The 19,611-nt window shown below is 47.5% G+C and carries 17 protein-coding genes; 12 read left to right on the top strand and 5 right to left on the bottom strand.

Annotated elements, in window-relative coordinates; all coding sequences use genetic code 11:
- The first annotated feature begins 18 nt into the window (after positions 1-18).
- The 5 genes from KNO72_RS02600 (at position 19) to KNO72_RS02580 (ending at position 5,502) form a co-directional block, all read left to right on the top strand.
- A complete protein-coding gene (locus KNO72_RS02600; RefSeq protein ID WP_031421506.1) occupies positions 19-897 on the top strand; it encodes a transcriptional regulator CcpC in 879 nt (292 codons plus the stop codon).
- Entirely contained in the window at positions 894-2,015 is a 1,122-nt protein-coding gene (locus tag KNO72_RS02595) for an N-acetyldiaminopimelate deacetylase (RefSeq protein WP_214757152.1), read from the top strand. Before KNO72_RS02600 ends, KNO72_RS02595 begins: the two co-directional genes overlap by 4 nt.
- Before the next feature lie 259 nt (positions 2,016-2,274).
- Positions 2,275-3,663: a cytochrome ubiquinol oxidase subunit I gene (locus tag KNO72_RS02590; RefSeq protein ID WP_074037383.1), complete on the top strand. Its 1,389-nt coding sequence runs from the start codon at positions 2,275-2,277 to the stop codon at positions 3,661-3,663.
- A 14-nt stretch (positions 3,664-3,677) separates the two neighbouring features.
- A complete protein-coding gene (locus KNO72_RS02585) occupies positions 3,678-4,709 on the top strand; it encodes a cytochrome d ubiquinol oxidase subunit II (protein ID WP_015881251.1) in 1,032 nt (343 codons plus the stop codon).
- A 130-nt stretch (positions 4,710-4,839) separates the two neighbouring features.
- The gene (locus tag KNO72_RS02580; RefSeq protein ID WP_015881252.1) at positions 4,840-5,502 is read left to right on the top strand and encodes a potassium channel family protein; all 663 of its coding nucleotides are present in this window, start codon (positions 4,840-4,842) and stop codon (positions 5,500-5,502) included.
- 78 nt (positions 5,503-5,580) lie between these two features.
- Here KNO72_RS02580 and KNO72_RS02575 read toward each other — a convergent pair whose 3' ends face one another.
- Positions 5,581-6,369, bottom strand: coding sequence for a Cof-type HAD-IIB family hydrolase (locus KNO72_RS02575; protein WP_205728289.1), 789 nt, complete (start codon positions 6,367-6,369; stop codon positions 5,581-5,583).
- Between the two features lie 200 nt (positions 6,370-6,569).
- Between KNO72_RS02575 and rnjA the strand changes: the two genes are divergently transcribed.
- Together rnjA and KNO72_RS02565 are read left to right on the top strand one after the other, a co-directional pair.
- Positions 6,570-8,237 carry a ribonuclease J1 gene (rnjA, locus tag KNO72_RS02570; protein ID WP_015881254.1) on the top strand — a complete coding sequence of 556 codons (1,668 nt, stop codon included), beginning with the start codon at positions 6,570-6,572 and terminating at the stop codon, positions 8,235-8,237.
- 61 nt (positions 8,238-8,298) lie between these two features.
- The gene (locus tag KNO72_RS02565) at positions 8,299-9,756 is read left to right on the top strand and encodes a phospholipase D family protein (protein WP_214684558.1); all 1,458 of its coding nucleotides are present in this window, start codon (positions 8,299-8,301) and stop codon (positions 9,754-9,756) included.
- Positions 9,757-9,798: 42 nt separating this feature from the next.
- Here the strand turns inward: KNO72_RS02565 and KNO72_RS02560 are convergent, their stop codons facing one another.
- Both KNO72_RS02560 and def read right to left on the bottom strand, forming a co-directional pair.
- A complete protein-coding gene (locus tag KNO72_RS02560) occupies positions 9,799-11,424 on the bottom strand; it encodes an alpha/beta hydrolase (RefSeq protein WP_214684556.1) in 1,626 nt (541 codons plus the stop codon).
- 1 nt (position 11,425) lies between these two features.
- Positions 11,426-11,965 (bottom strand): peptide deformylase, encoded by a 540-nt coding sequence (def, locus tag KNO72_RS02555; protein ID WP_196430483.1) that lies wholly within the window; start codon positions 11,963-11,965, stop codon positions 11,426-11,428.
- A gap of 331 nt (positions 11,966-12,296) precedes the next feature.
- On the opposite strand from def, the gene pdhA reads away from it, so the two are divergent.
- The 4 genes from pdhA (at position 12,297) to lpdA (ending at position 17,148) form a co-directional block, all read left to right on the top strand.
- Complete coding sequence (pdhA, locus tag KNO72_RS02550) at positions 12,297-13,382, top strand: pyruvate dehydrogenase (acetyl-transferring) E1 component subunit alpha (RefSeq protein WP_015881258.1); 1,086 nt, start codon at positions 12,297-12,299, stop codon at positions 13,380-13,382.
- 3 nt (positions 13,383-13,385) lie between these two features.
- Entirely contained in the window at positions 13,386-14,363 is a 978-nt protein-coding gene (locus tag KNO72_RS02545) for an alpha-ketoacid dehydrogenase subunit beta (protein WP_015881259.1), read from the top strand.
- A gap of 78 nt (positions 14,364-14,441) precedes the next feature.
- Positions 14,442-15,731, top strand: coding sequence for a dihydrolipoamide acetyltransferase family protein (locus tag KNO72_RS02540; protein WP_015881260.1), 1,290 nt, complete (start codon positions 14,442-14,444; stop codon positions 15,729-15,731).
- 4 nt (positions 15,732-15,735) lie between these two features.
- Positions 15,736-17,148, top strand: a complete 1,413-nt coding sequence (gene lpdA / locus KNO72_RS02535; RefSeq protein ID WP_015881261.1) for a dihydrolipoyl dehydrogenase — start codon at positions 15,736-15,738, stop codon at positions 17,146-17,148.
- 20 nt (positions 17,149-17,168) lie between these two features.
- Here lpdA and aac(6') read toward each other — a convergent pair whose 3' ends face one another.
- Positions 17,169-17,621 carry an aminoglycoside 6'-N-acetyltransferase gene (gene aac(6'), locus KNO72_RS02530; RefSeq protein WP_078146627.1) on the bottom strand — a complete coding sequence of 151 codons (453 nt, stop codon included), beginning with the start codon at positions 17,619-17,621 and terminating at the stop codon, positions 17,169-17,171.
- A gap of 75 nt (positions 17,622-17,696) precedes the next feature.
- Between aac(6') and KNO72_RS02525 the strand changes: the two genes are divergently transcribed.
- Positions 17,697-18,002: a DUF3055 domain-containing protein gene (locus KNO72_RS02525; RefSeq protein ID WP_078146628.1), complete on the top strand. Its 306-nt coding sequence runs from the start codon at positions 17,697-17,699 to the stop codon at positions 18,000-18,002.
- Positions 18,003-18,120: 118 nt separating this feature from the next.
- Here KNO72_RS02525 and KNO72_RS02520 read toward each other — a convergent pair whose 3' ends face one another.
- Positions 18,121-19,602, bottom strand: coding sequence for an aminotransferase class I/II-fold pyridoxal phosphate-dependent enzyme (locus KNO72_RS02520; protein ID WP_078146629.1), 1,482 nt, complete (start codon positions 19,600-19,602; stop codon positions 18,121-18,123).
- Positions 19,603-19,611 lie beyond the last annotated feature (9 nt).

Genomic DNA, 19,611 nt, shown 5'->3' with positions numbered 1-19,611 from the left:
AGAGAAACAGGTGACGTGATGCAAGTTTCGGAAGTAGAAGTGTTAATTATTCTTGCGGAAGAATTGAATATGCGTAAAGCAGCCGAGCGATTGTTTGTCTCACAACCAGCGCTCAGTCAACGGCTCGTGACCATCGAACATCAGTGGGGGAAGAAGATTTTCGTTCGCTCCACAAGAGGGCTCGCATTGACGCCAGATGGAGAAAAAATCATCGAGTTCGCCAAAAAGATGTACAGTGAAGAACAAGAACTAAGGGGCGAACTGACGGCCAACCAAGGAGAAGTGTACGGGACGTTGAAAATTGCCGTCGCCTCCATCATGGGACAGTATTGGCTACCCAAGGTATTGAAGACGTTCGTCGAACGCTATCCGTCCGTCCGTGTCAAATTGGTCACCGGATGGTCGAGCGAAATGATGCGTTACATGCTCGAAGAGAATTTCCATATCGGAATCATCCGTGGAAATCCGGATTGGCGAGGGGAACGGATGAAGCTGTTCTCTGATTCCTTGCATTTGGTCGATTTGAAAATGACCGACCTCTCTCAACTAAAAAACAACGAGCGCTCGTTTATTCAATTCAAGAGCGACTCGACGTATTACCAGGAAATATTAGAGTGGTGGCAGGAACGGTTTTCGAGCCCGCCTCTGACGACGCTTGTCGTCGACCAAATCGAAACATGCAAACAGATGGCGTTACACGGAATCGGGTTCGCGATTCTTCCGGAATCGACCATCAAAGATGTGAATGAGATGAATAAGATTCCATTGACGTCGTCGGGTGGCGTGCCGCTCGTCCGGGACACGTGGATGCTTTCGACAGAATCGATGTTGGAGCTGGCGCAAGTCCAGGCGTTTTGGAAAATCGTCGAAGAAATTACGAAGGAGACTGAGTTATGAATTGGGCAATTGAAGCGAGACGACAGCTACATTTAATTCCGGAAGCCGGATATGAAGAGTTCAAAACACAAGCGACACTTGAGCAATTGATTCGATCGCTCGATTCGTCACGTGTTCATATCACGCACTGGCGAACAGGTCTTTTCGTCCGTGTAGATGGTCTCGTCGGTGAGAAGACGATTGGATATCGAGCCGATATGGATGGACTGCCCATCACGGAAGAGACGGGGCTAGAGTTCGCATCGATTCACGAAGGCATGATGCATGCATGCGGACATGATGTGCACATGTCAATCGCACTTGGATTAATTAAACGAGCGGTCGAGGAACCGCTTAACCATCACCTTGTCGTCTTTTTCCAACCGGCCGAAGAGGGACCGGGTGGTGCCGAACCGATGGCGAAATCAGAATTGTTCTATCACTTCCGCCCGGATGCATTGTTCGGCTTACATGTCGCACCTGAATATCCTGTCGGCATGGTCGCGTCACGACCGGGCGTGTTGTTCGCGAGTGCGCGAGAGCTCCATATCACCATTCATGGAAAAGGGGGGCATGGTGCTTTCCCTCACTCAGGGATTGACGCTGTCATCGTTCAGGCCGCTCTCATCATGCAACTGCAAACGATTGTGTCTCGTAACATTGACCCGATGGGAAGTGCAGTCGTCAGTATCGGAAAAGTCGCAGCAGGAACGAAAGAAAATATTATCGCCGATACGGCCAAACTGGATGGGACGGTCCGCGCCTTGTCTGACAAAGAAATGGTCGTGCTGGAAAGCCGGATTCGTCAAATCATCGCCGGAGTCGAGATGACGTATAACGTGCAAATCGACCTTGAATTCGGCAATCGGTATCACGAAGTCGTCAATGACGAACGTTATCTTTATCAATTCGAGGAAGCGGTTGAAGAAGTCGGCTATTCTTATAAAACATGTGTCCCTGCCATGACGGGTGAGGATTTTGGATATATGTTGAAACAGGTCCCCGGATTTATGGTTTGGTTAGGAGTGAACGATATGGGGTCAGGACTCCATCAATCGACACTCAACCCGGATGAACGTTCGATCGAAGTGGCCATCGATCTATTCGACCATTACTTCCGAACTGTCATGATTCAATAACACGAAGCGGTCTCGATTGAGCCCGCTTTTAGTGTGCCCAAAAAGGAGTGAACGAGTGAGAAAAAGGGAAACATTTATTCATGTAAAGCGACGATTTTGTGGCGATTGCTCAAATGTGAACATTTTGCGAACTCGAGCATTGAGACATTACAGCGCAATATAAAATCATTATGATGTAAGTATCGAAGGGTATTCATCTGTGATTGTCGTTTCATACATGGGTTCGAAGCGATAGAGAGAGATAGGAGGTAATCAATAGATGTTTCAAGATCCTGTCCTGATGAGTCGAGCATTGACGGCACTCACATTAGGTTTTCATGTGATTTTTGCCACACTCGGCGTCGGGGTTCCACTTTTAATTTTATTGGCAGAATTTTTAGGAATTCGTAAAAAAGACCCGAAATACACGCTCATGGCTCGACGCTGGTCGCGCGGCTATGTCGTGACGGTAGCGGTTGGGGTTGTGACGGGTACGGCCATCGGTCTGCAGCTTTCACTCCTATGGCCAAACTTGATGCGCGTTGCGGGTCAAACGATTGCGCTCCCGCTTTTCATGGAAACGTTCGCCTTCTTCTTTGAAGCGATTTTCCTTGGTATTTACTTGTACACGTGGGATCGATTTAAAAATCCGTGGCACCACATGCTCCTCGGGATTCCGGTTGCCGTCGGTGCATTGTTCTCAGGGTTCTTTATCACAACGGTAAACAGTTTTATGAACCAGCCTGTAGGGTTTGATATTGTCGATGGTCGATTGGCAAATGTCAGCCCGCTCGAAGCGATGTTCAGTCCGGCCATGCCGACGAAAATGGCACACGTGTTGACTTCGGCTATTTTAACATCCGCGTTCATTCTAGCTGCGATCGCAGCCGTTCAGTTGTTACGTCAACGCCGAAATCAACTCGACAAGATGTCAATCGAGTATCATAAGAAAGGTCTTCGTCTGACGATGACGGTCGCTTTGATCTTTGCGATCGCGACAGCGCTTGTCGGTGACTTCTCAGGTAAATATTTGGCTCAGTATCAACCAGATAAATTAGCAGCTGCAGAATGGCATTTCGAAACCTCCTCCGAGGCCGAATTGATTTTGGGCGGATGGTTAGAAGATGATGGGCAAGGTGGCTATGAAGTTCGAGGCGCCTTGAAGATTCCTTACGCCCTCTCTATTCTTGCAGGTGGTGTCCCGAACTATGAAGTGACGGGTCTCAATGAATTTGCGAAAGAAGATCAACCGCCGCTCTTCGTTCACTATCTATTTGATGCGATGGTCGGAATTGGGATGCTTCTCGCGCTCATCTCCTTCCTGTTCGTACTCGGACGATATATTAAACGTTTGAACCAGTTCAGCAAGCCGATGCTCTTTGCGATTGCAGCCGGTGGACCTCTTGCCATGGCGGCGATTGAGTTTGGTTGGTTCTTCGCTGAGTTTGGTCGTCAACCTTGGGCGTTATATGAGTTGATGCGTACGAGTGAGGCAGCTACGACATCAGCGAACGTCGGTTGGATGCTTGTCGCTTTCGCGATCCTCTACGCGGTACTCGGAACAGTGACTGTGGTTGTCCTATCACGCCTGTTCAAAGAGAATCCGGTAGGAAAAGAACTAAAACAATCCGAGCATCGTGGTGAAGCGATGTTTGCGGATGAAGTGTGATCGGAGGATATGACATGCAAATTCAAGAATTAGGGATTGCCGTCTTATGGACGTTTCTATACGGCTACCTCATCGTCGCATCGATTGACTTCGGTGCAGGCTTCTTCGCTTTCTATAGCCGCTATACGAAACGTGATCACTTAGTGAACCGTCTCGTCAAACGGTATTTGTCACCGACATGGGAAGTCACGAACGTATTCTTCGTGTTCTTCTTTGTCGGGATTGTCGGATTCTTTCCGGACACTGCTTATTACTATGGTACGGCCTTGCTCGTTCCAGCGTCTGTCGTGTTAATCTTGCTTGCGATTCGTGGTAGCTTCTATGCGTTCGCTAACTATGGGTCAAAGGAGAGCACGCTCTATATGTTCCTCTATGGGGCGACGGGATTACTCATCCCAGCTTCGATGTCGACGGTCTTAACTGTCAGCCAAGGTGGTTTCATCACAGAGACAGAGAACGGCGTCTTCTTTGACGGGGCGAAGTTGTTCACCAACTTCTACTCGTGGACGGTCGTCATCTTGGCGATTGTCTCTGTCCTCTATATTAGTGCCATGTTCCTCTTGTTCTATGCGGACAAGGCACGTGACCAAAATGCCGTCGAACTTGTTCGAAAATGGGCTCTATTTTGGAGCGTCCCGACGATTATCGCATCGGGTCTCGTCTTCTTCGGGTTGAAGTCGCAAGCTGCGTGGCATTACGAAAGCATCCTAGGAGGGAACTGGTGGTGGTTTGCGATGAGCTTCTTGTTCTTCGTCATCGCCGTCTCCTTCGTTTATATGAAACGAAATTACGGGATTGCCTTCTTGATGGTCATGGGTCAGTTCTTCATGGCATGGTTCGGCTACGGATACTCTCACTTGCCATACATCCTGTATCCGTATATCGATATTAATGGAAGTGTCGTCAACGAGTCGATGGCGGTGGCACTTGTCATCGTATTCATCTTAGGGTTGCTCCTACTCGTTCCGGCGCTCTATCTCTTGCTCCGTTTGTTCTTGTTCGACAACGACTACGTACGAGGGAAACGCTCGAGTGGAAAAGCATAATGGCAAGAACGGGATTTCCTTTATTTGAAGGGAATCCCGTTTTGTTTTTTATATAGAGTTTTGAAGTGGAATCAGTTACACTGAACGAAGAATCAAGAAGAGAACATGTGTAGGAAAGGGATGTAGCATCATGACAGGTGAATTTGCAGTCATCGGGTTAGGACGATTTGGAGGGTCGATCGTCCGAGAATTGTCTTCAAATGGATATGACGTCCTCGCCATCGATTCAGATGAGGAACGTGTCAATGAGTTTATGGGATTGGCAACCCATGCCGTGATTGCCGATACAACAGATGAGAATGTGTTAAAGAGTTTAGGGATTCGTAACTTTGAACATGTGATCGTCGCCATCGGGGAGAATATTCAAGCTTCCATTTTGACGACGTTGATTTTAAAGGAACTCGGTGTCCAAATCATCACGGTCAAGGCGACGAACGATTACCATGAAAAAGTACTCCGTCGAATCGGGGCGGATAACATCGTCCACCCTGAGCGAGATATGGGCGTACGAATTGCCAATGGGTTGATGAGCCAGAGTATCCTCGACTACCTCGAATTATCGAATGAACATTCGATTGTCGAAATTAAAGCATCGGACAAGTTATCGAACAAATCCCTCATCGATTTGGACTTGCGAGCGAAGTACGGGGTGAACATCGTCGCGATTCGTCGCGATGACGATGTCCTGATTTCTCCTCAAGCGGATGAGATGATTTTATCGGAAGATATTTTGATCATCATCGGGAAGGATACCGATTTGGATCGACTAGAGCGCACACTTCGTTCGAGATAAAAGAAAAGACCTTTGGAGCGATGCCGCGATCGTTGAATCGATTGATCCAACTCGACGGTTTGACTCCAAGGGTCTTTTTTAGATGAGCTTCATCGCCTTTAGGCCGTACTCGATTCCATCTTCAAGGATGGATTTCGTGACGAAATCCGCCACGTCTTTCGCTTCAGTGCGACCATTGCCCATGGCGATTCCTGTCCCTACATACTGAAGCATGGCCAAGTCGTTCAATGCATCTCCGAAAGCATACGTATTCTCCAGACGGTAGCCGTTGGTCTCAATAAAGTGACGGATGCCGTCTGCTTTACTGGCTCCCTTATTGATCACGTCCATCGCATGAGGATGCCAACGGATAAAATCGAACTCACGATAAGCATTGATATAACGATGCTCGTCTTCAGGCGTGCAGTACAGTAATGTCTGATACACATCCTCTTCTGCGTGGAAGTTCGGTTCGAATGAAGGGATCGGCATGTCGAGTTCGCCGAGCGATTGTTCAACGATGGCGTCGTTCGGTTTTGAAGCACCACCACGGTCCTGTCCCAAATAGACGAGAGTATGGTCATTTGAAGAAGCGTGCGTCGTCAAGCGACCGAGTGCATCTTTCGAGAGCGTGTTACGATAGACGATTTCACCTTTGTGCACGACAATCTGACCGTTGTAACAAACGAGACTATCAATCCCGACACGTTCTGGGATGTCGGATAGCATGGCCGGTCCTCGTCCCGTCGCGATGAACGTCTCGACGCCGTTTGCCTGAAGTGCTTGAATCGCTGAAATCGTGGAAGGCGGGATATAACTACCTTCATGTAAAAGCGTGCCGTCAATGTCGAAGAAAACAACCTTTTGATCTTCCATTTGATTCACCATTCTTTCTCTTTATCTAAAAAATATGTTTTCTGAACCCACTAAAAGGATAACACGAAATAGGGAAACTACCACGAATATCACATCGTTAGTGAAATATTGTCATGATATGAGCTATAATGAAAAAAGAATCTTACGGGCATATTCGAGAATCACTTATGTTTCACATAGATGTATTAATAATTGAAGTAAGGAGAGATTAAATGAAGTTTGTTAAGAACCACCAAACAGCCGTGTTCGCATTGGGCGGACTCGGAGAAATCGGGAAGAACACATATGTTGTTCAATTCCAAGATGAAATCATCGTCATCGATGCGGGAATCATGTTCCCAGAGGATGACTTGCTTGGAATCGACTATGTGATTCCTGATTACTCGTACTTGATTAAAAACAAGGACAAAGTAAAAGGGGTATTCATCACTCACGGTCACGAAGACCATATCGGGGGAATTCCATTCTTATTGAAGCAAGTACAATTGCCGATTTATGCGACGAAACTCGCGCTCGGATTGATCAAAGTTAAACTTGAGGAGCATGGGTTGCTTCGTGAGGCGGAGCTCCATGAGATTGATGAGGATTCACTCATCAAGTTCCGTAAGACGAGCATCTCGTTCTTCCGCACGACGCACTCGATTCCGAACTCACTCGGTGTCGTCGTCAAGACGCCACAAGGGAACATCGTCCATACGGGTGACTTCAAGTTCGACTTCACTCCGGTAGGCGAGCCGGCAGACCTTGCCAAGATGGCGGAAATCGGAAAAGAAGGCGTACTTTGTCTCTTGTCCGATTCAACAAATGCAGAAGTGGAAGGCTTCACGATGAGTGAGAGCGTGGTCGGTGGGACGATTAGTGAGACGTTCCGGAAAGCGGACGGTCGAATCATCTTTGCGACGTTCGCATCGAACATCTATCGCTTGCAACAAGTGGTCGATGCGTGTGCCGAGACAGGTCGTCATCTCATGATTTTCGGTCGTTCGATGGAGAAAGTCATGACGATCGGACAAGAACTCGGTTTCATCAACGTGCCAAAGGGTATGATTATTGAGGCGAATCAGATGCGTCACTACGACCCGAATGAAATCGCGATTCTTTGTACCGGATCGCAAGGGGAACCGATGGCAGCGCTCAGCCGTATTGCAAATGGGACGCACCGTCAAGTGTCGATCATTCCTGGGGATACGGTCATCTTCTCTTCTTCTCCAATCCCAGGTAACGCCATCTCGGTCGGGAAGACGATTGACCAGTTGTATAAAGCGGGAGCGGATGTTGTCTACGGTAAGTTGACGAACATTCATACGTCAGGTCACGGTTCGCAACAAGAACAGTTGTTGATGATTCGTCTTCTGAATCCGAAATTCTTCATGCCGATTCACGGCGAGTACCGTATGTTGAAAAAGCATGCTGAGCTTGCTGAATCGGTTGGAATCCCGAAAGAGAACAGTTTCGTTATGGATAATGGCGAAGTGCTTGCTGTCGACTCGGAGTCGGCTGCGGTCACTGGTAAAATTTCTGCGAACGCTGTGTATATTGATGGGAATGGAATTGGTGATATTGGGAATATCGTATTAAGGGATCGCCGCATTCTGTCTGAAGATGGACTTGTTGTTGTCGTCATCAGCATCGATGGCAAGACGCGCAAACTCGTCTCAGGACCAGATATCATCTCACGTGGATTCGTCTACATGCGTGAATCAGGTAGTCTGATTCGTGATGGCGAACGATTGTTGAAGAAAACCGTCGAACAAGGATTGTCCAATAAGCAGATGAAGTGGTCGGAGATGAAGCAACTCGTCTCAGACACCCTCACACCTTACTTGGCACAAAAGACGCGGAGACACCCAATGGTCCTGCCGATTATTATGGAAGTATGATTTGACGGGCTGTAGGAGACTACAGCTCGTTTTTTTCACCGCAAAAGAGGAGGGGGAGCTTATGGCGAAGAAAAAGGGGAAGAAAGGGTGGCTGAAATGGGGAGCCGCAATCATTGCGGTCATTTTTCTCATCACGCTCGTTTATCATCAAGTCAAACCATTACCGGAAGGCGTGTCGAGACAATCTGAACCGTACCTCATCACAGATGACCAAATCGATTTTCTTCATGATTTGACCTATCAAGGGGAAGATACAGAGATTGTCGAACAGGAGATATTTAGTGAAGTTGAACGAGCGATACGTGAGGCAAAAGAATATATCGTCATGGACTTTTTCTTATTCAATCCTTATTCGAATGAAGACCGACAATATCCGGACATTACATCGCGCCTATCTTCAGCATTGCTTGAGCAAATGAAACGATATCCGGACTTGAAAGTCGTCTTCATCACGGATGACATCAATACCAGCTATAACGGTCATGTTTCTGACCACTTCGATGTACTGGAGGAGGCAGGGGTAGAAGTCGTGTACACAAATCTCGATGCTCTTCGTGACCCGAATATTTTATACTCCACGTTTTACCGGATGGCGATTCAGTGGTTCGGCAATAGTCAAGACGGATGGCTACCGAACCCGATGGCCTCTTCGGCACCGGACATTACGGTACGTGCATATTTAAGGTTGCTCAATATCAAAGCGAACCATCGAAAAGTGATGGTCACCGAGAATGAAGGCTTTGTACTTTCCGCTAATCCACATGATGCCAGCGGATATCACTCGAATGTCGGTGTCCATTTAAAAGGACCGATTTTAAAAGAAATCGTTGAAGGTGAGCAAGCGGTCGCGACGTTCTCTAAAGGGGATGCACGGCGCTTCCCAGATGATGAAGCGTTGTCGAAGATTGAAAATGCGCCGAGCGAGGCACCGATGGAGATTCGTTATGTCACGGAAGGGAAGATTCAAGAGTCGGTGCTCGATGCAATGAATGGGGCGGACGATGGGGACACCATCTGGATCGGAATGTTCTATTTGGCAGATCGGAATATTATCCAAGCAATCGAGGATGCCGCCGGGCGCGGGGTGAAGGTGAACTTGATCCTCGATCCGAACACGAATGCCTTCGGTCGATCGAAATCAGGGTTACCGAACTTACCGGTGACGGCAGAACTGAACACCGTCAACCCGGAGCAAATCGAGATTCGCTGGTATGATGTCGCCAAGGAACAATATCATCCAAAAATCCTGTATGTGGATGGTGAAGAAAAGACCGTTGTCTTAGGATCGGGGAACTATACGACCCGGAACATGAACGATTACAACCTAGAGGCAGACGTCGAAGTGACAGGAGAAGTGGATACAGCCTTCTTTGATGAAGTGGACGAGTATTTTAATCGTCTATGGAACAATGAGAATGGCACGTATACGGTAGCGTATGATGAGATTCAAACCGATCTCCCAATCGGAAAGTATATGATGTATTGGCTCCAAAAAGTCACATGGACGATGACGTATTAAAAAAACAGCTATCCTCAAAATTTGGGGATAGCTGTTTTGACGTTAGTTCGTCTCGATTGGATTAAACTCATTCGTGTATTCGTATAAGAATTTCCCAGTCTCTTTCAAGACGTCACTTTTACGGTGAAGCGAGAAATGGTCGTACGGTACCGTTTCTGTCTGAATGTTATTCGTATACTCTTCCAGTAACAGAGAACTCGCCGGCTCAATCAAATTGAATTCACCGCCTCGTCCAGAGAAGGAGAGTACCTGAACGGACCTCGGCCATGTCTCAAGCTTAGACTGGAATGCCTGCAGTCCGTCTGAGTTAGGGGACAAATCACGGATGGCAGGGCTTCCGGTGTTAATGCCGAAGTTACTGGCAGATAATCCGAAGTTCGCAAGGCGTGTCCCGCCGAACGGGCTATCGAACGTTACAAACTTATCGACGATGTACGTCTCTTGATTCAAGATATAGTTGGCAGCGGCTACGCCACCCATGCTATGGCCAATGATATACATCCGATCGAATGATCGATTTCTCGTTTTTTTATATGTTTCAATGGCTGTATTCAACCACTTTGTCTGATTGTTCAAAGAAGCCTCTGCATCTTCGAACTCGATTCGGACAATCGGGCGAGTTGAACTAAAATCATATATTTCACAGTCGGCCTTGCCTTTGACAGTCACGGTACAAAGTGCTCCGTCAGTCGCTTGCCCACTTTGTTCCATCGCTTGAGAGAAACGGAGGAACGTCCGGTCTGTCCCGAGTAAACCATGAACTGCAAACGTAGGGATAAACTCATTCGTTTGAGTAGCTTGGCGAATCGCCTCGGATTGACGCTCGTTTGTCAACTCTTGTCGGAAGGTGACGATGATGAGAGCGAGTGAAAGTGAGACGATCAACAGTCCGAGGAGACGTGAACGAATGGATGTCTCTTTTGGGTTGCCAACATTCCGACGATATTTGCGCCAAATGAAGTAAGTCAATACGGCCGCTGCAATCAGAACGATTCCCGTCACGATCCAAGCTTTGACGTTCGGTACATGGGCAACTAGCTTCACGTTATTTTGCCGACCGCCGTAGACTTGCCACTCGACATGTTTCATAGAACGGAGGTCTAAGCCAGTTCCATCCTCAACGAATACGCCGGTCGGAACAGTCAAGTTAAAGCGAATGTCGGCTTGGCGGATATATCGTTCAGCCAATTTTTTGGGGGAGCCGGTTAGTTCAACACCGGGTAAGTCGACCCGATCGAGTCGGAGGTCGAGATTGGTTTGGAGTGTATATGAATCAAACCAAATGCCTTCCTGTTGCTCGATGTCGAACTGAATATCCGGAGGGACTAAAATACCGGCTGGTCCCGTTTTCCATTCCTCTTTAATCTGTTGCAACTCGTCGACATTTTTAAATGTCTTCTTTAAGACCATGCCTTCGTAGTCATCAGGACTTGAATAATCTTCTGTTTCATATCCGTTTTCTTCCGCCTGCTCTTTCCAAGTATCCCAGTCGAGTCTGAGATTGAGCAATTTCATGACTGGATGATCACGGAACGCGTAAGTCGTTTCAAGCGAAACAGATTGGTCATAGTGGACGGTCGCATCATAATTGATTCGCACACATCCACCGATTAAAAGAAATAAAAATGGGAATAGTAACAACAGTGCCCTTTTTCTCGAACTAAACATGTTAAATCGGTTCGCCGTATGTTTCTAACGGGTTCGACATATTGATCCGGTCATAGAACATGATCCCGTCTAAATGATCGAGCTCGTGCTGACATACGACAGCGCGCATTCCGCGCAGACGAAGCTTAATCGGCTTCCCGTCGCGGTCGAACCCTTCTAACGTGATTCGACGAAAACGAGGTACATTTCCTTTGACCACGCGATCGACCGATAGACAGCCTTCGCCGCCATTCAAAAATGTCTGTTCGACGGAATGACTTGTAATTTTAGGGTTGAAGATGGAGAGCTTAAACGTCTCTTCCTCTTCTTGTAGCAATACTGTGAAGAAACGACGATTTACACCGAGTTGAGGTGCGGCGATTCCGACACCACCTCGTAACTCGTATTTCTCGCTCATCTCTGGGTCTTGACTATTGACAAGAAACGTCTCCATCTCGTCGAGTAACGCCAAATCTTCTGTTGTTGGCGGAATCGAAACTTCGGCTGAACGCGCGCGAAGTCGCTCGTCTCCTTCGCGGATGACATCTTTCATGGTTAACATACACAACTTCCTTTCTATCGAACTTATATGATTGATTATATCATATTTAAACAGGAAGGAATGTGGATGGTACAGAAGGTGAAATGAAAATAATACAGTGGTGAAAAGGATGTCATATCCCTTGAATGTAAGCGTTTTATTTAGGTAAGCATATTTTTTGCGTTATTGAAACAACCCGTTTTATACTAACAAGGAAACGTCAGGAGAGGATAACTTTTCTGAATCACGTTAATACAGATTGCTTTTTTGGACAGATACACGTAAGATTTGAGATAGTGTTTGATCACAAAAAAGACAATTGTCTCATAGTTGAAAGGATGAGGTGAAACGAATGAACAACGTTCAGGTACTTCAAAACGTGGAAGAAAACTTCCAAACGTTCCGTATTCTCGACGAGAAGGGTGAGGTCGTCAACCAAGACGCAATGCCTGACCTAACGGACGAGCAACTTCAGGAGCTCATGCGCCGCATGGTCTATACTCGAATCTGGGACCAACGCGCCATCTCACTTAACCGTCAAGGTCGCTTAGGATTCTACGCGCCAGTGGCAGGTCAAGAGGCGACGATGATCGGGACGCAATACGCGCTCGACAAAGAGGACTGGATTCTTCCAGGATACCGTGACATCCCGCAACTCGTATTCCACGGACTTCCGCTTTATCAAGCGTTCTTGTTCTCACGTGGACACGTGGCAGGAAACCGCATCCCTGAAGGTGTCAACGTATTGATGCCACAAATCATCATCGGTGCACAAATCATTCAAACTGCGGGTGTGGCAATGGGCCTCAAACGCAACGGCAACAAAAATGTCGCCATTACTTACACAGGTGACGGTGGCTCATCACAAGGTGACTTCTACGAAGGATTGAACTTTGCAGGTGCATTCAAATCACCAGCAATCTTCGTCGTTCAAAACAACCGTTTCGCTATCTCAACTCCTGTTGAAAAGCAAACTGCAGCTAAAACGATCGCGCAAAAAGCTGTTGCAGCTGGAATCAACGGAATTCAAGTAGATGGAATGGACGTTCTTGCAGTGCTCGCAGCGACTCAACAAGCTCGCGTCGACGCACTCGAAGGAACACCGACACTCATCGAGTCACTCACTTACCGTTACGGACCACATACGCTCGCTGGGGATGACCCAACACGTTACCGTACAAAAGAACTCGACACAGAATATCAAGAAAAAGATCCACTCGTACGTTTCCGTCTCTTCCTTGAGAACAAGAAACTCTGGAACGAAGACATGGAGAACGAAGTGATCGAGCAAGCGAAAGCTGACGTGAAAGAAGCAATCAGCCAAGCAGACAAAGAACCAAAACAAAAAGTTTCGGACTTCATCAACAACATGTTCGAAGAACTTCCTTCAAACTTGAAAGAACAGCTTGAAGAATATACTGCAAAGGAGTCGAAGTAAGTTATGGCTCAAATGACAATGATCCAAGCGATTACTGATGCGATGCGCGTTGAAATGAAACGCGACGAGAAAGTACTTCTTTTCGGAGAAGACGTTGGTAAAAACGGTGGGGTATTCCGTGCGACGGAAGGTCTCCAAGACGAGCTCGGCGAAGACCGTGTCTTCGACACGCCACTCGCTGAATCAGGGATTGGTGGTCTTGCGATCGGTCTAGGTCTTACTGGATTCCGTCCAATCATGGAAGTTCAATTCTTCGGATTCGTATTCGAAGTTTTCGACTCAATCGCAGCTCAAATGGCACGTATGCGTTACCGTTCAGGCGGCGCTTACAGCCAACCAATCACAATCCGTTCACCATTCGGTGGTGGAGTTAAGACACCTGAGCTTCACGCGGACAGCCTTGAAGGTTTGATGGCTCAGACACCTGGTCTTAAAGTCGTTATTCCATCGACTCCGTACGATGCAAAAGGTTTGTTGATCGCGTCTATCCGTGATAACGACCCAGTCGTGTTCCTCGAGCACATGAAATTGTATCGTTCATTCCGTGGCGAAGTACCTGAAGGTGAGTACACAATCGAACTCGGTAAAGCGGATGTGAAACGTGAAGGTACAGACGTTTCAATCATCACTTACGGTGCGATGGTGCACACGTCACTCAAAGCAGCGGAAGAACTTGAAAAAGAAAACATCAACGTTGAAGTCATCGACCTCATGACAGTGAGCCCGCTTGATATCGACACAATCGTAGAGTCTGTTAAGAAAACAGGTCGTGCGATCGTCGTTCAAGAAGCACAACGTCAAGCAGGTATCGCAGCGAACGTTGTAACTGAAATTCAAGAGCGCGCAATTCTTCACCTCGAAGCACCAGTTCTTCGAGTAACTGCACCAGACACAGTCTTCGCATTCGCACAAGGTGAAGACATGTGGTTACCTGACCATAAAGATGTCGTTGCAAAAGTTAAGGAAGTTGTGAACTTCTAAGATCGTGTCGAATAAACGATGAGGGAGAATTGTCTCCCTTGTCGTGTTTACATGATGAATTGATGGGAGGAAAAACCAGTGGCAGTATTTGAATTTAAATTACCAGATATCGGTGAAGGTATTCACGAAGGTGAAATCGTCAAGTGGTTCGTAAAAGCAGGGGATACGGTCAAAGAGGACGATGTTCTTTTAGAAGTACAAAACGACAAAGCAGTCGTTGAAATCCCAGCTCCAGTCGACGGTACAGTCAAAGAAGTTAAAGTTTCTGAAGGTACAGTTGCTGTAGTCGGCGACGTCCTCATTACGTTTGACATCGAAGGCGACGCACCAGCAGGTGAAGAAGAAACACCTGAACAACCGAAAGCAGAAGAGAAGACAGAAGACGTAAAAGAAGATGTGAAAGAAGACGCGCCACGCGACGTTCAACTTCACAAATCTGAGCGTGTTATCGCTATGCCATCTGTCCGTAAATATGCACGTGAAAAAGGTGTCGACATCCGTGAAGTAAACGGTTCTGGCGACAACGGCCGTGTATTGAAAGAAGACATCGATGCATTCGCGAACGGCGAAGCACCGTCTGCAGAAGCTACAACAGAGAAAACAGAATCTGTAGCACCAGCAGCAGCTGCGAAAACGGAAATCAAGCCTTATGAGTCAGCGACTCCTGAACTTGAAACACGTGAGAAAATCCGTGGAATCCGTAAAGCCATCTCGAAAGCTATGGTTAACTCGAAACACACTGCACCACACGTTACACTCATGGACGAAGTCGACGTTACAAAACTCGTTGCACTCCGTAAAGATTTCAAACAAGTCGCGGCTGACCAAGGCGTGAAACTCACGTACTTGCCATTCGTCGTGAAAGCATTGACTGCTGCAGCGAAAGCATTCCCAACAATCAACGCTTCAATCGATGACGTGAACGAAGAAATCGTCTACAAAAACTACTACAACATCGGGATTGCAGCTGACACGGACAACGGACTCGTTGTACCAGTCGTAAAAGATGCAGACCGTAAATCAATCTATGCACTTGCTACAAACATTAACGAACTTGCAGGTAAAGCTCGTGAAGGTAAGCTCGCTGGGGAAGACATGAAAGGTGGATCGATCACAATCACAAACATCGGTTCAGCTGGTGGACAATGGTTCACACCTGTCATCAACCACCCAGAAGTTGCGATTCTCGGTATCGGCCGTATCGCTGAGAAAGCTGTCGTGAAGAACGGTGAAATCGTTGCTGCGCCAGTACTTGCACTTTCATTCAGCTTTGACCACCGCCTCATCGACGGTGCGACTGCACAAAACGCTCTTAACATGGTGAAACGCTTGCTCGAAGACCCAGCACTTCTAATGATGGAGGGATAAGAACATGGTAGTAGGAGAATTCGCACAAGAAACTGATTTGCTTGTCATCGGTGCCGGTCCTGGTGGATACGTTGCCGCAATCCGTGGCGCACAGCTCGGAATGAAAGTAACTATCGTTGAGAAAGGCAACTTCGGTGGTGTCTGCTTGAACGTCGGATGTATCCCATCGAAAGCGTTGATCACAGCAGGACACAACTTCCAACACGCTAAAGGTCATGATTCAATGGGAATCACGTCTGACAACGTGTCAGTGGACTTCACAAAAGTTCAAGATTGGAAACAGTCAGTCGTTAACAAATTGACTGGCGGTGTTAAAGGTCTCCTCAAAGGAAACAAAATCGAGATCGTTCAAGGTGAAGCGTTCTTCGCGTCTGAAGACACAGTTCGTGTCATCACTGAAGACAGCTCAACTCCTTACAAATTTAAAAAAGCGATTGTCGCGACTGGTTCTACACCAATCGAGATCCCATCGTTCAAATGGTCTAAACGCGTCCTTTCTTCAACTGGCGCGTTGGCACTTCCTGAAGTACCGAAGAAACTCGTCGTCATCGGCGGTGGATACATCGGTATGGAGCTCGGTACTGCATACGCTAACTTCGATACAGAAGTTGTCGTTGTAGAGGGCGCTAGCGACATCTTGTCTGGTTTCGAACCACAAATGACGCAAATCGTTAAGAAGAAACTCAAGCAAAAAGGGAACGTCACAATTCACACGAATGCACTTGCTAAAGGTGTTGAAGAAACGGAAGACGGCGTAACTGTTAAGTTTGAAGTAAACGGTGAAGAGCAATCTGTTGAAGCGGACTATGTCCTCGTCACAGTTGGTCGTCGTCCAAACACAGGCGACATCGGTCTTGAGAACGCGGACGTTAAAATCAGCGACCGTGGAATCATCGAAATCGATGACCAGTGTAAAACATCGAACGAAAACATCTATGCAATCGGTGATATCGTTCCTGGACCACCACTTGCACACAAAGCATCTTACGAAGCGAAAATCGCAGCGGAAGCAGCAGCAGGTAAGCCAGCTTACCTCGACTACTCTGCAATCCCTGCAGTCGTCTTCACAGATCCTGAACTCGCAACGGTTGGTTATACAGAGCCACTCGCAAAAGAAGAAGGACTCGAAATCACAGTTTCGAAATTCCCATTCGCAGCGAACGGTCGTGCACTTGCACTTGACGAGCCAGACGGCTTCATGAAGCTCATCACACGCAAAGAGGACGGTCTCTTGATCGGTGCTCAAATCGCGGGTACGGGCGCTTCAGATATGATTGCTGAGCTTGGCCTTGCAATCGAGGCTGGTATGACTGCTGAAGATATCGCACTTACAATCCACGCTCACCCATCACTCGGTGAGATGGCTATGGAAGCTGCTGAAATCGCAATGGGTATGCCAATCCACGTTGTAAAATAAGAACGTCAATAAAACCTCTCTCACGATTCGTGGGAGAGGTTTTTAATGTAGGTGACGACACGCTCGACTTCCTTGAATCCGACCTTCTCGTGAAAGCATTGACTGTCCTCGTTTTCAAGCTCGGTATCCGATGCCAGTTCGATACAACCGTGACGGGCCGCAAAGGTTGATGCAGTATCGACCAAACGAGAGGCGACACCTCGGTGGCGCTCTGATTCACTGACATAGATTCCTTCCACATAGGCGGTCGGGGACGTACTAGAACCTGGCACATAGTCATGCCGGAAACTGAGTTGACAAAAACCAACCGCCTTCCCATGTTCATTTGATGCGATGAAATAATGCATCTTTTTTGAGGCGAGACCGAGTTTGACTTCCATTCGTAATTCTTCGGTGGGGGCGTCTGGCCATAAATCGTGCATGAACTGGACAAGAGTTTCTACGTTTACCTCTGTTGCATAATCAATCTTCATTGTCATTCTCTCCTTAGGTTTCATACTTGTAGTATAAAGGAAAATACTTGTGAAGAGAAAAGGGAGGGAATCCTGATGGCATTCGATGAGGAGTTATTGTATACCGTGTCCGAGACGAGTCGGGTCCGATTTACGGGGATTGAAACAGAAGCCGCCCGTTATGATTTTGGTTTCGTCTATACACAGCAATTCATGGGCAAGGTGTTAGTCGTCTGTATGCAAACGGGTCAATCGGCCCTTCTTGATTTGCATGCGCTAGAAGAGCCGCGTCAATTGTATCCGATGCTTGGCATCAACTTGAACGACACAGAGCACGTCGCTGAATTTTTACGACTTTGCTTCGTCGAAAAAACACAAGCATCTGAAGAAATTGACACTTGAAAAAATGTAAGCGTTTTCTTATAATAGGCACTAGGGGAAGCAATTCGATCATCTACAGCCACCTTTTCTGAGATGACATAAAAAATGAGCCGGTCATCATGACCGGCTCATTTTTTATTTAGCGAATCGCTTTTGTTTGTTGGATGACTTTAATCATTTGCAGCGACTCATCTTCAAGACCTTGTACGGGAAGACCCGCTTCAATGTTGGCCATAATGTATTCGAGTGTCGACGTCGTAATCAATTCACCTGGAATGATGATTGGAATTCCAGGTGGATACACCATGATGAATTCCGCTGAAATACGCCCGACTGCGTTTTCGAGAGGGATCGTCTCCGTCTCTTCATAAAACGCATCACGAGGACTGAGCGCAAGTGGTGGAATCTCTGGGAGCATGATGGATAATGAGTCGTTCCCAGACTTTTGGTAAACAGAAACGACATCTCGCATCGCTTCAATCAACGCTTGAATCGTTGACTCGTCGTCCGCTGATGTGACGATGAAGAGCACATTCAATAAATCGGACATCTCGACTTCGATGCGGTGTTTGTCGCGAAGATATTTCTCGACTTCAAATCCAGTTACCCCAAGTTCACGCACGGATACGAGTACTTTCGTTTCGTCAAGCGCGTAAGTCGATTCAGAATGCAACTCGGCATGACCGTATACCGATAAGTTCGGCATGAGATTGATTGCCGTACGGGCCGTTCTAGCAAGCTCGAGTGCACGCTCATTCATCATGTGACCCTTTGTCGCTAACTGTCGACGTGCCGCGTCGAGAGAAGCGAGGAGCAAATAGGATGTTGACGTCGTTGTAATCATAGAGAGCATCGCGTGAATTCGTTCTGGCGAGACGAGTCCGCGGCGTACGTTCAAAATCGAACTGCCTGTCATTGAACCGCCAAGCTTGTGCACACTCGTCGCCGCCACATCTGCTCCCGCTTGCATCGCCGAGAGCGGAAGTTCATCGTGAAACGGGAGATGAACGCCGTGTGCCTCATCGACAAGTACAGGAACGTCTTGTGCATGCGCGACGGATACGATACGCTCTAAATCACCTGCGACCCCGAAATAAGTCGGGTTGATGACGAGTACGGCTTTCGTGTCCGGATGAAGTTCAAGCGCGCGTTCAACGGCACTAGCCGTAATTCCGTGGGCGATGCCGTATGTTTCGTCAAATTCCGGGTGGATGAAGACCGGGTGGGCACCCGTTAAGACGAGCGCGGACATGACGGATTTATGGACGTTCCGTGGCACGATGATTTTTTCGTTCGGGCCAACGACACCCATGATCATCGCCATGATGGCACTCGATGTCCCTTGAACGGAGAAAAAGGTCTCGTCAGCACGGAACGCCTCTGCCGCCAAGCGCTCCGCTTCAGCGATTGCCGCTTTTGGATGATGGAGGTCATCGAGTGGGGCAATGTTAATCAAATCAATTTTTAGGGCGTTTTCACCAATAAAGTCACGAAACTCCGGGTCCATCCCTTTTCCGCTTTTATGACCAGGAATGTGGAACGCAATCGGGTTTGAGTCGACATGTTCAAGCAACGTGTCAAATAGTGGCGTTTCGAGCTGAGTAGCACCTTTTAATTTCAATCGTAAATC

Source organism: Exiguobacterium sp. s123, from assembly GCF_018617075.1.
GTDB lineage: Bacteria > Bacillota > Bacilli > Exiguobacteriales > Exiguobacteriaceae > Exiguobacterium > Exiguobacterium profundum.
This window is presented reverse-complemented; position numbering and strand designations above follow the sequence as displayed.

Excerpts from the sequence above, each read along its gene's own strand:
- KNO72_RS02565 (WP_214684558.1), top strand. The coding sequence starts at position 8,299 with ATGGCGAAGAAAAAGGGGAAGAAAGGGTGGCTGAAATGGGGAGCCGCA.
- KNO72_RS02575 (WP_205728289.1), bottom strand. The coding sequence starts at position 6,369 with ATGGTGAATCAAATGGAAGATCAAAAGGTTGTTTTCTTCGACATTGAC.
- KNO72_RS02560 (WP_214684556.1), bottom strand. The coding sequence starts at position 11,424 with ATGTTTAGTTCGAGAAAAAGGGCACTGTTGTTACTATTCCCATTTTTA.
- KNO72_RS02545 (WP_015881259.1), top strand. The coding sequence starts at position 13,386 with ATGGCTCAAATGACAATGATCCAAGCGATTACTGATGCGATGCGCGTT.
- def (WP_196430483.1), bottom strand. The coding sequence starts at position 11,965 with ATGTTAACCATGAAAGATGTCATCCGCGAAGGAGACGAGCGACTTCGC.
- KNO72_RS02600 (WP_031421506.1), top strand. The coding sequence starts at position 19 with ATGCAAGTTTCGGAAGTAGAAGTGTTAATTATTCTTGCGGAAGAATTG.
- KNO72_RS02595 (WP_214757152.1), top strand. The coding sequence starts at position 894 with ATGAATTGGGCAATTGAAGCGAGACGACAGCTACATTTAATTCCGGAA.
- KNO72_RS02580 (WP_015881252.1), top strand. The coding sequence starts at position 4,840 with ATGACAGGTGAATTTGCAGTCATCGGGTTAGGACGATTTGGAGGGTCG.
- pdhA (WP_015881258.1), top strand. The coding sequence starts at position 12,297 with ATGAACAACGTTCAGGTACTTCAAAACGTGGAAGAAAACTTCCAAACG.
- lpdA (WP_015881261.1), top strand. The coding sequence starts at position 15,736 with ATGGTAGTAGGAGAATTCGCACAAGAAACTGATTTGCTTGTCATCGGT.
- KNO72_RS02585 (WP_015881251.1), top strand. The coding sequence starts at position 3,678 with ATGCAAATTCAAGAATTAGGGATTGCCGTCTTATGGACGTTTCTATAC.
- KNO72_RS02525 (WP_078146628.1), top strand. The coding sequence starts at position 17,697 with ATGGCATTCGATGAGGAGTTATTGTATACCGTGTCCGAGACGAGTCGG.
- KNO72_RS02590 (WP_074037383.1), top strand. The coding sequence starts at position 2,275 with ATGTTTCAAGATCCTGTCCTGATGAGTCGAGCATTGACGGCACTCACA.
- rnjA (WP_015881254.1), top strand. The coding sequence starts at position 6,570 with ATGAAGTTTGTTAAGAACCACCAAACAGCCGTGTTCGCATTGGGCGGA.